Source organism: Paenibacillus xylanilyticus, assembly GCF_047246825.1.
In the GTDB taxonomy this organism is placed as follows: Bacteria; Bacillota; Bacilli; order Paenibacillales; family Paenibacillaceae; genus Paenibacillus; species Paenibacillus xylanilyticus_B.
This window is the reverse complement of record NZ_JBFOLB010000006.1, coordinates 129830-140737: the sequence shown is the minus strand read 5'-3', so window position 1 is coordinate 140737 and position 10908 is coordinate 129830. Positions and strand designations below refer to the sequence as shown.

Below are 10908 nucleotides of genomic sequence, written 5' to 3'. Positions count from 1 at the left end.
ATATGAGATGAATAGGAGTAGATGAACACGATGAAACCCATACGCAACTCAGCTAAGGCGGTCATTGTACAGGATGGACGTTTGCTTGTGATTCGACTGGAGGATCAATACGGTACAGCCTATGTTTTCCCCGGGGGAGGACAAGAGAAGGGCGAAGAACTCAAGGATGCGGTTGCCCGCGAGTGTCTGGAAGAGATTGGACAGGCAGTGACGGTGGGAGAGCTGCTGCATATCCGTGAGTATATCGGAAAAAATCATGAATTTGCCGAGTGGGACGCAGACGTCCACCAGGTTGAATTTTATTTCGAATGCACCCTGAAGGATGCAGGGGCGACAGTGTTCGAAGGCTCCAATCCGGATGATCATCAGGTCGCGGTGGAGTGGATCGCACTTGAAGATCTGCCTGCAGTCCGGCTGTACCCCAAAACCATTGGTGAATTGCTGCTGAAGCGGTTGCCATCACGGATTTATCTGGGGGATCTGAACTAGTATTCTTTCCAATATTGTCACGTTTAAGAACGGATTCATGGATTCACCATAGGTGGGGTGGGTACACTATAAGTACAGGCTTTTATGTCACAACAACTTATATAAGCAGGCCGATGGTTATGCGCTAACATGAAGAACTGAGGAAGCCCACAAGAAGGGCGATTAATAAGCATATTTAATGCACTTGGCCTAGCAATCCCAGATTTGAAGAGCTGGGGAAGTAGTGAAGGGGACGGAATCGATTCTGAAGAAGCGTGAGCGGTCGCGTTTGTCTCTGAATTATAACCTTATAAAGATCAAATCAAGAAAATTTAGAGACAACAGCGATCGAAAGAACGATCCGTAACCGTAACGATTGCCCATATGCTCATCAAAACTAACCCCCAAACCGGAAGGAGCATGTCCCATGAATAAGACTGAACTGGAACAAAACATTGTAAAGGCATTGGAAAACAATCCTTTTTGCAGCTTCTCGACTGTGGAAAATGGTAAACCGAAATCCCGCTATATGGCGCTTTTTAACGATGGCATGAATATTCATCTGGCGACGAACCGCCGTACCCATAAGGTGGAGGAGCTTGAGAACAACCCGAATGTAAGTCTTTTGCTCGGCTACGAGGCAGGTGGCTCCAAAGAAGTGGTAGAGATTGAGGGAACCTGTGAAGTGACCAAGAACGAGAACCTGCGCGAAGAAGTATGGAATGACGAACTGAAAGCATGGTTTGACGGCCCGAATGATCCGAATTATGTGATTCTGGATATTACACCGGTGCGCATTGAATACACAGGCAAGGATCATGAACATCAGGTGTGGGAACAGTAACACAAACTCAATAAAGTACCTTTTGGAGTAGAAGGGATGATCGGCCCCAGCTATATCTAAAAGGACATATTAACCGTGGATGCCAAGTGGCTTCACGGTTTTTCTATGGAAATGATCAGGTTGAATTGGATATACATGTAAGCCGTATGTAATATACGTATTTAACACTAAACGTAAACTATATATTAACAAAAGTAGCGAGAAAAATGTCGAAATTCCGCATGATTATGTAAAGTTAGCTTAGTATGTGCGGATAAAGTAAAAAATAATGCTTTTCAACCGCTTCACATTGCGTTATGATTTGGAATGTAAACGATACGCACAGATATGAATAGATGTTCATGTGAGATAAACTAACCTGGAATTCTGCTGGTAGAGACCGGGGTTCCAGTACGCACAACCCATGAAATCTATCCTATTTCTGCGCCTATTCGTTTGCATACTAAGGCATGATTCAATGTACATAACCGGGAGGGGTTATTTTGAGAAAGAACAAGAAAGTATTATCAAGCCTGACTGCCGCTTTGGTTGCATTAAACGTGCTTGCAGTATTTCCGGTACCTGTATCGGCTGCAGATGCTGCCAAGGTAAAATTGCGGATCATGGAAACAACAGACATTCATGATAATCTGATTAACTATGACTACTACTCTGACAAAGAGACGGACGAGTATGGTTTGGCCAAAACAGCCACGCTGATCAAAAAAGCGCGTGATGAGGCAAAAAACAGCCTGCTGTTCGACAATGGTGACCTGATTCAGGGTAACCCGCTTGGAGACTATGTAGCCAAAATCGATCCACTTCAAAAGGGTGAGACTCACCCTGTATATAAAGCAATGAACCTGCTCGATTATGATGCAGGAAACATCGGGAACCACGAGTTTAACTATGGTTTGGATTTCCTGGACATGACGCTTGAAGGCGCGAACTTCCCTTATATTAATGCCAATGTTTATGTGGATGACGGTGACGACGATGAAACCAATGACAAGAACTACTTCACGCCATATGAAATTTTGGACAAAAAAGTAACGGATGAAAGTGGCAAAGAGCACACCATCAAGGTAGGTGTCATTGGATTTGTACCGCCACAAATCATGCAGTGGGACAGCGCTAATCTGGAAGGCAAAGTCATTGCCAAGGATATTATCGCTACCGCTAAAAAGTTCATCCCGCAAATGAAGGCTGAAGGCGCAGACATTATCGTGGCGATTCCACACTCCGGTTTTGAGGATATTCCTCAAACGGATCTGATGGAAAACTCGGTATTATATCTGAGTCAGGTGGAAGGCATTAACGCCATTTTGTTTGGACATGCCCACAAAGTATTCCCGAGTGCTGATTTTGCCGGCAAAAAAGGCGTAGATCTTGAAAAGGGTACCATCAATGGTGTACCTTCTGTTGAGCCAGGCTTCTGGGGTGACCACCTCGGGATCATCGACCTGGATCTGGAACTGGTAGACGGCAAATGGAACGTGGTAGACTCCGCAGTGGAGGCGCGTCCGATCTATGATACAGCCAACAAAAAGGCACTTGTCGATGCTGACCAAGAGATCGTTGATGCTGTTCATGAGGAACATGAAGGCACTCTTGAATATGTGCGTGGTCCGGTTGGAGAGACGACTGCACCAATCAACAGTTTCTTCGCATTGGTTCAGGATGATCCATCCATTCAGATCGTGACGAATGCACAGAAATGGTACGTAGAGAAACATATGCAAGGAACAGAATACGAAGATATCCCGGTATTGTCTGCTGGAGCTCCGTTCAAAGCCGGCGGCCGTTCAGGTGCTTCGTATTACACGAATATCCCTGCAGGAACTATTGCGATTAAGAACGTGGCTGATCTGTACGTTTATCCAAATACGGTACATGCGGTTCTGGTTAACGGCGCCGAAATCAAGGAATGGCTCGAATGGTCTGCAGGCCAGTTCAACCAGATCGACCCGGCCAAGGGTGGACAACAGCAGCTGATCAACATGGATTTCCCAACGTATAACTTCGATGTCATCGACGGTGTAACCTATCAAATTGATGTGACACAGCCGGCGAAGTATGATGCGAAAGCAACCGTTGTTAATGCATCGGCAAGCCGGATTAAAGATCTGAGCTTTAATGGCAAACCGATTGATCCGGAACAAAAGTTCATCGTGGCGACGAACAATTATCGTGCTTCCTCGTCCAAACTGGCCAATCCGGACGGCAAACGTATCGTTCTGGCTGCACCTGACGAGAATCGTCAAGTGATCATTGACTACATCCGTGATAACAAAACGATCAATCCGGCAGCAGATGGCAACTGGTCCCTGGCGCCAATCAAGCCTTCGGCAAGTGTAACTGCAGCTGCGTTGAACGATCTTGAAGTGGTGTTCGCATCTTCACCGGATGCCAAAGCGCTGGTTGAAGCAAACCCGGCGATGTCTTTCATTGGTACCAATGATGACGGTTTTGCTGAGTATGGTTTGAGACTGACTGGAGAAGCGACAGCAACTCCAGAACCAGGTACGACGGAGCCTGCTCCAACGCCAACGCCTGCTCCGACACCAGCACCAGCACCTAAACCTGTGCCGCAACCTGAGAAACCAGCAGGCGGCAAAGTCGTGTATGTGGTGAAAAAAGGGGACAACCTGTACCGCATCGGGTTGAAGTATGGTGTGGACTGGCGCAAGCTTGCCACAACCAACAAAATTTCAAATGTGCACCAATTGAAAGTTGGACAGAAAATCGTAATTCCCGCTTCATAATTAATAAGCGGATAATGAAGACCGACAGTCATCAGACTGTCGGTTTTTTTCTGCAAATATGTTTAAGACTGCAGCAAAAACGTTCATACAGGAAGTCATCAAAACAGTAGAGATTAATTTTATGACCCATGCTATAATATTTACAAACTTTGGGTATATACCAATAAACATTAATTGAAATAGAATCATATACCGGCAAGGGGGTTCTACATGAATTGCAGTGGCTGCAGTCCAATCTATCCAATTGAGGATCAAGGTACTCTGTATCTGCGTCCCGTTTCCCCTGTTTTGCTGGAAGCGCTGCGAACGTTAGGTGTGCATGTTGAACATTCGGAAGAGGCAATCTGGATGGCTTATTCGAATTCTGATTCGGTACTGAACTGGCTGAAGGAGATACAGCAGCTAGAAAAGACCTTGCCAGAATCCATTAAAGTACAGGTAACTCCGATCCATGAAACAGCTGATCCGACAGGCTGGATTAGTTCTCAGATGCTGGAATCCCGATTCAAGCATGCAGATCTGGTGTCTATCATTTTGAACAATCAATTCAGCAGTCATATGCAGCCCATTGTCGATGCAAGGGAACAGATTATCGGATTCGAGTTCCTGTTGCGACCTGCCGAAGATGGAGTACCGTTCAGTCCTTATGATTTGTTTGAGGTTGCCCGCGATACCGGTCTGCATTCCTTTTTGGATCGAACCGCAAGGATTACGGCGATCGAGACAAGTGCAGCTTTTTTGCCTCATGGTGTTAAACGCTTTGTCAACTTCCTGCCTTCCTCTATATACAATCCTGAGTATTGCCTGATCCATACGTTTGAAGCGATTGATCGACTGGCACTGGATCCCAAGGATTTTGTGTTTGAAGTGGTGGAAACGGAACAGATTCAGCATATGTCCATCCTCCAGCATATCTTCTCGGTGTATCGTTCCCGTGGAATGTCGGTTGCACTGGATGATGTCGGGGCTGGATATTCGACAATTGAATTAATGAATCGGTTGGAACCGGATTTTGTCAAAATCGATCGAAGTTTAATCGATCAATGCGATACCGATCAGGTCAAACAACAGCAAATTATCGATATTGTAGAGATGTCACGCCGGTTTGGGGGACGTGTGCTCGCGGAGGGGATCGAACGAATGGAAGAATTTGATTTTTGTCGTTCGATAGGTATTGAATTGGCACAGGGATACTACTTTGGCAAACCATCGGCTAAGCCGCCGCAGGGTCCTTACCGGCAAACATCTGCCTAAATAATGAGTATTTTCTATGTATACATAGACAAGTCACTTCGGATCAGCGGAGTGGCTTGTTTGACATTCCATGTAAATTTTTGTGATCAAATAAATACAAACTTTAGCCGATATATAAGATAGCCCTATAGATAAATAAGGTTTGAAAGATAAGGGTTAAGGTCGACATGGAGAGGGTCTTACATAACAACAAAGACAGATTCAACTTTTTAGAGGGGGAGAAGCAGGATGGGGGAAAATCTGGATCAAGGGAAAGCGAAAAATGCTGCCAAACCAGCCAAACAGAAAGAGAATAAAGCAAAAAAGAAAAACAAGAAGAAGGGCTTTGTCTGGAGCATACGCAATAAATTACTGGTATCGTTTCTGGCTGTATTGCTGGTGCCCAGTCTGATCATTGGGATGATTACGTTAATGATCGCGGATCGCACGGTGGAGGGCCAACTGATGGATAGTGCCAAACAAAGTGTAAGCACTACTAACTCAATGATTGACACCCTTGTAAATGCGAAGATTCATGATATCAATTATTTTGCCAATTCCATTCGGACGGATATGCTCAGTGGGGATAGCGGCTTTTCTGAGATTGAAGTGAAACTGCAGCAGTACGTAGGGTTGCATCCTGATGCGATGAATATATTTGTAGGAACTGAAGATGGCATCATGATTCGGGGAAAAGAAACAGCAGGCAGTGCGCAAGGATCCAATTATGATCCACGGGAAAGGGAATGGTACAAGCTTGCAATGGAGAGTCCCGGTACTCCTGCAGTCTCGGCTGTATCCAAGAATACAGATGGAGTAACCGTAGTTTTTATTTCAAAAACGTTAGAGGATCAATCCGGTGTGGTGGGGCTGTCCTTGGATCTGACGGATCTTAGCGAGCAGGCTTCCATCAAGGTGGGCAAGGAAGGATATGTCATCATCTTGGATGCGGAGAAAAACTATATCTCCTCACCTGTGGTGGAATCTGGGACACAAGAAACGTCAACGGAACTTGATCCGATGTTCGCAGGCAAAGAAGGAAGATTCGACTACACCTACAATGGTGATTCCAAGATGATGACCTTCTCGACCAATGAAGCAACGGGCTGGAAGATTGCCGGTACGATGAAAAAAAGTGAACTGTCCCATGCCAGCCAAGACATTCGTATGGCAACGTTAATCGTTATTTTGGCTGCAACGTTCCTTACGCTGATATTTATTATCTGGTTTACACGTTCCATGCTGCGTCCAATCCGGCGTTTGCAAGAATCTGCGCGAGCGGTGAGCAAGGGCGATCTGACGGTCAAAATGGAAACCGGACGAAAAGACGAAGTAGGCGAACTCGCCAAGTATTTTGAACGTATGGTAGATAACCTCCGAATGATGATTCTGGGTGTGCAGGAAACGACGGAACAGGTATCGGCTTCCTCCCAGCAATTGTCCGCAAGTGCGGAGCAAACAACCAAAGCCATTGAGCATTCAACACAGTCTATTCAGGAGCTTGCGGAAGGCGCGGAGCAGCAAGTCAAAAGTGTGACGGACGGATCGGGACAGATGAGCCGTATGGCCGAAGATGTTCGCATAATGTCTGAACGCGTGCAGTCCATTACAGCGAATATGCGGAATACATCCGGAGCAGCTTATTCAGGGAATGAAGCCGCAGGTCAGGCTATGGAACAGATGGGCAGCATTCAGGAGACCGTGGAACAATTGGCAGTGGTGGTTCAGTCCCTGAATGCGCGTTCCACGGAGATTGGCAATATGGTTAATGTCATTACGTCCATATCCAAACAGACCAATCTGCTTGCACTAAACGCTTCCATAGAAGCGGCTAGAGCGGGTGACGCGGGCCGTGGTTTTGCCGTGGTAGCGGGAGAGGTACGGAAGCTGGCGGAAGAATCGGGCAGCTCGGCAGCACAAATTGGTGAGCTCGTTCATAATATCCGCCTGGATATGGATGCTGCGATGAACGCCATGACGGCTGCCCAAACCCGAGTGGAAGACGGAATTCAGGCAGTAAACACATCAGGACAGTCATTCGCCCAGATCCGGGAGGCTGTTGAAGATGCGGCCCACACACTTGATGATCTGTCTCAAACAACGAAGCAGTTGGAGGATGGGGCTGCTCGTGTTGCACGAGCCATGGATGATATTTCCATCGTAACCCAGGAGAGTGCTGCGAATGCGGAATCAGTTTCAGCTTCCTCCGAGGAACAGCTGGCCTCTGTAGAAGAGATCGCTTCCTCTTCGGCACATCTGAACAGTATGGCGGAACAGTTACATGGACTGCTGGGCATGTTCAAGATGGTCGAAGAAACACCGAAAAACAAGAATCAAGCGTAACCCGGTGACAGCACCTACTTATAGAAAAAATAAAGATAGACAATCCTCCTGTTGCCCTGTATAACTATATCGTCTGGTTTTTCGCTTCAATTGCGGTGTATTTTTAATAGTAATGATAGGGTGAAGGTACAGGTGGATTTATGTCATACGTAGCAATACTAATTTTTGCATTGACGGTCACATTGGTGATCTGGCAGCCTCGTGGATTGGGGATCGGTTGGTCTGCCTCAGGCGGGGCCTTGCTGGCATTGCTGTGTGGTGTCGTCAGCCTGAATGATGCCGCCGATGTGGCATCCATTGTATGGAATGCAACGCTGGCATTTGTCGGCATTATTATGATTTCATTGATCCTGGATGAGACCGGGTTTTTCGAATGGGCGGCCCTTCATATGGCGAGATTGGCTGGAGGAAACGGACGCAGATTATTTATTTATTCCATTTTACTTGGAGCAGCAGTGTCCGCTCTATTCGCGAATGATGGGGCGGCGCTCATCCTGACTCCAATTGTCCTTGCCATGGTGCGTGCGCTGAAATTCGATGAACGCATGGTACTTGCGTTTGTCATGGCAAGCGGATTTATTGCGGATACAACATCACTGCCGCTGATTGTCAGCAATCTGGTGAATATTGTATCTGCCGATTATTTCGGAATTACATTTGTGGAGTATGCCGCGCGGATGATGGTTCCCAATCTGTTTTCCATTGTGGCGAGTACGGGAATGCTATTTCTGTTTTATCGTAAAAGCATACCGCTACGCTACGAGATCTCCGCTGCGCGTGACCCCAAGGAAGCCATTCGCGATCCGCGGATGTTCCGTATTGCCTGGTTTATGCTTGTGCTGCTGATGGTTGCATACGTCTCCAGTGAGTTTCTGCCGATTCCGGTATCGGTTATCGTTGGCGCAGTCGCTCTGTTGTTTGCCATGTTGGCACGCAAGAGCGAAGCAGTTGACCTCAAACGTGTCGTCAAGGAAGCGCCTTGGTCGATTGTGGTCTTTTCGGTAGGTATGTATATCGTGGTTTACGGGCTGCGTAACGCAGGGTTAACTGATCATCTAAGCCGCTGGCTTGATGCCATAGCAGAGCATGGCCTGCTGGCTGCTTCGCTTGGCATGGGTTTAATTGCAGCGGTATTGTCATCGGTGATGAACAATCTACCAACCGTCCTGATTAATGCACTGGCGATCCAGGATGCACACACCGAAGGCATTGTTCGAGAAGCGTTGATCTATGCCAACGTGATCGGATCTGATCTGGGTCCGAAAATGACTCCGATTGGTTCACTGGCCACATTGTTGTGGCTGCATGTGCTGTCACGGAAGGGCGTTAAGATTACGTGGGGATATTATTTCAAGGCAGGTGTAATCCTGACGATCCCTACATTATTGTTCACTCTGGCTGGACTGGCACTATGGCTGTGGATCTTGGGTTAGTAAAATCAAATTACATTAGATTATATAAGATGAACCCAATTAGCTTTACACTAAACCACTACGAGTGCAGTACCATCTTCCGATCGCTGTTATCCCCGGATTTCTGTGATTCCCTTCTCCAAAGGGGGAAATCCGTGGATAAACGCGACCGCTCTGCTTCTCCAGATTGGTTCAGTACTCTTCGTTCTCGTGTAAATAGGCTAGTCCATCTTATTTCGTCAATAGTATTGTTGGTCGATCTGTCGTTTAAAAGGCTGCTTTCACTCTGGTGTGCTATGCACCTGAGGAGAGGCGGTTTTTTTATTTTCTTCTATATATGAAGTTTAAGTATTATTTACAAAAAGACGTTAAACAAGACCAGCCTTTTATTGGCTGGTCTATTTTCTTATCTCTCCCAGGCGGTGGATTGAAACGTCTGGAAGCGACCAAACAACAGCGAAATCAGTGAAGGGGACGGAATCGACTCTGGAGAAGCGAAGCGTTCGCTTGGTATTTTGGAGATTTTTTAACATTACATAGGAACGGAGAGGACAGTAATAATCTGTAGAAGCGAAGCGCTCGCCTTTATCACCGGATTTCTACCAAAGAAAAGAAACTAATGAAATCGGGGGATAACAGCGATCGGAAGATTGTTCTGTCAGCGTAGTGGCATCATGTAATTTACTTGAAATCGGGTAAATACAGCGATCGGAAGAACGATCCGGAACCGGAACGGTCGCTCGCGGAGTAGATTTATCTTCCATATATTTCAAAACACCGCCCATAATTTTAACATTGCGTTTACAAAACATTGATTTTGAGATGACATACCGAAACTACAATGATAAAAGAGTTGATGGTGAACAAACAAATTCACAAAACGCCATCACTACATTGGGGGAGGAAAACAAAACATGTTTAAAAAGTTGCCGTTTATTTTGATGACCTTAACGTTCGTACTGGTACTCGCAGCATGCGGATCCAAAAATGACGCTGGTACAGAGGGCGCTGCAAGCAATGGTTCAGGATCAGGCGAAGCAGCTACTGAGCTTAGCGGAAACATCCTGGCTGTTGGTTCAACAGCACTGCAACCTCTGGTAGAGCAAGCTGGACAAAAATTTATGGCAGTTGATGAATATAAAAATGTAACAGTTCAAGTGCAAGGTGGCGGTAGTGGTACGGGTCTGACTCAAGTATCCGACGGACAAGCTACAATCGGTAACTCTGACGTATTTGCAGAAGAGAAGCTGGAAGATGAAGCAAAAGCAAAAGAACTGGTTGATCACCAAGTAGCAGTAGTAGCTATCGCGCCAGTAAGCAACAAAGATGCAGGTGTAGAAGACTTGACGAAGCAACAACTGATCGATATTTTCTCCGGTAAAATCACGAACTGGAAAGATGTTGGCGGTGCAGACCAAGCAATCGTTATCGTTAACCGTCCTAGCAGCTCCGGTACTCGTGCAACATTCGAGAACTTCGCTCTGGGAACGAAAGTAGAAGATATCCAAGGATCCATCCAAGAAGATTCCTCCGGTACAGTTAAGAAACTCGTATCCGAGACTCCAGGAGCAATCGGTTACCTGGCTCTGTCTTATCTGGATGACAGCTTGCAAGTACTGAAATACGAAGGCGTAGAAGCAACAGTTGAGAACGTAGAAGCTGGAACATATCCAGTGTGGGCTTACCAACACATGTACACTAAAGGTGAGCCGGATGCAGCGACTAAAGCGTTCCTCGACTATATGTTGAGTGACGAAATTCAACAAAACGACGTAACGGAACTGGGTTACATTCCGGTATCCGGTATGAAAGTGAAACGCGATGCAGCGGGTAACTTGACTCAATAATCTTTGAACTTGCGCAT

The 10908-nt window shown here is 46.3% G+C and carries 8 protein-coding genes; all 8 read left to right on the top strand.

The window, feature by feature from the left end; translation table 11 throughout:
* The first annotated feature begins 30 nt into the window (after nucleotides 1-30).
* The 8 genes from AB3N00_RS25725 (at nucleotide 31) to AB3N00_RS25690 (ending at nucleotide 10891) form a co-directional block, all read left to right on the top strand.
* Entirely contained in the window at nucleotides 31-489 is a 459-nt protein-coding gene (locus tag AB3N00_RS25725) for an NUDIX domain-containing protein (RefSeq protein WP_413037112.1), read from the top strand.
* A gap of 406 nt (nucleotides 490-895) precedes the next feature.
* Nucleotides 896-1312, top strand: a complete 417-nt coding sequence (locus AB3N00_RS25720) for a pyridoxamine 5'-phosphate oxidase family protein (RefSeq protein ID WP_095291705.1) — start codon at nucleotides 896-898, stop codon at nucleotides 1310-1312.
* 482 nt (nucleotides 1313-1794) lie between these two features.
* Nucleotides 1795-4056, top strand: a complete 2262-nt coding sequence (locus AB3N00_RS25715; protein ID WP_413037111.1) for a bifunctional 2',3'-cyclic-nucleotide 2'-phosphodiesterase/3'-nucleotidase — start codon at nucleotides 1795-1797, stop codon at nucleotides 4054-4056.
* Nucleotides 4057-4266: 210 nt separating this feature from the next.
* On the top strand, nucleotides 4267-5310 hold the full coding sequence (locus tag AB3N00_RS25710; RefSeq protein ID WP_413037110.1) for an EAL domain-containing protein: 1044 nt from the start codon (nucleotides 4267-4269) through the stop codon (nucleotides 5308-5310).
* A 228-nt stretch (nucleotides 5311-5538) separates the two neighbouring features.
* Nucleotides 5539-7632: a methyl-accepting chemotaxis protein gene (locus AB3N00_RS25705; RefSeq protein ID WP_413037109.1), complete on the top strand. Its 2094-nt coding sequence runs from the start codon at nucleotides 5539-5541 to the stop codon at nucleotides 7630-7632.
* 140 nt (nucleotides 7633-7772) lie between these two features.
* A complete protein-coding gene (locus AB3N00_RS25700; RefSeq protein WP_413037108.1) occupies nucleotides 7773-9065 on the top strand; it encodes an arsenic transporter in 1293 nt (430 codons plus the stop codon).
* A gap of 316 nt (nucleotides 9066-9381) precedes the next feature.
* Complete coding sequence (locus AB3N00_RS25695; RefSeq protein WP_413037107.1) at nucleotides 9382-9513, top strand: hypothetical protein; 132 nt, start codon at nucleotides 9382-9384, stop codon at nucleotides 9511-9513.
* A 445-nt stretch (nucleotides 9514-9958) separates the two neighbouring features.
* Nucleotides 9959-10891 (top strand): phosphate ABC transporter substrate-binding protein, encoded by a 933-nt coding sequence (locus tag AB3N00_RS25690; protein WP_413037106.1) that lies wholly within the window; start codon nucleotides 9959-9961, stop codon nucleotides 10889-10891.
* Nucleotides 10892-10908: the final 17 nt, after the last annotated feature.

What these genes read in the sequence shown, in the direction of transcription:
- AB3N00_RS25700 (WP_413037108.1), top strand. Translation starts at nt 7,773, where the DNA reads ATGTCATACGTAGCAATACTAATTTTTGCATTGACGGTCACATTGGTG.
- AB3N00_RS25690 (WP_413037106.1), top strand. Translation starts at nt 9,959, where the DNA reads ATGTTTAAAAAGTTGCCGTTTATTTTGATGACCTTAACGTTCGTACTG.
- AB3N00_RS25710 (WP_413037110.1), top strand. Translation starts at nt 4,267, where the DNA reads ATGAATTGCAGTGGCTGCAGTCCAATCTATCCAATTGAGGATCAAGGT.
- AB3N00_RS25695 (WP_413037107.1), top strand. Translation starts at nt 9,382, where the DNA reads ATGAAGTTTAAGTATTATTTACAAAAAGACGTTAAACAAGACCAGCCT.
- AB3N00_RS25725 (WP_413037112.1), top strand. Translation starts at nt 31, where the DNA reads ATGAAACCCATACGCAACTCAGCTAAGGCGGTCATTGTACAGGATGGA.
- AB3N00_RS25705 (WP_413037109.1), top strand. Translation starts at nt 5,539, where the DNA reads ATGGGGGAAAATCTGGATCAAGGGAAAGCGAAAAATGCTGCCAAACCA.
- AB3N00_RS25720 (WP_095291705.1), top strand. Translation starts at nt 896, where the DNA reads ATGAATAAGACTGAACTGGAACAAAACATTGTAAAGGCATTGGAAAAC.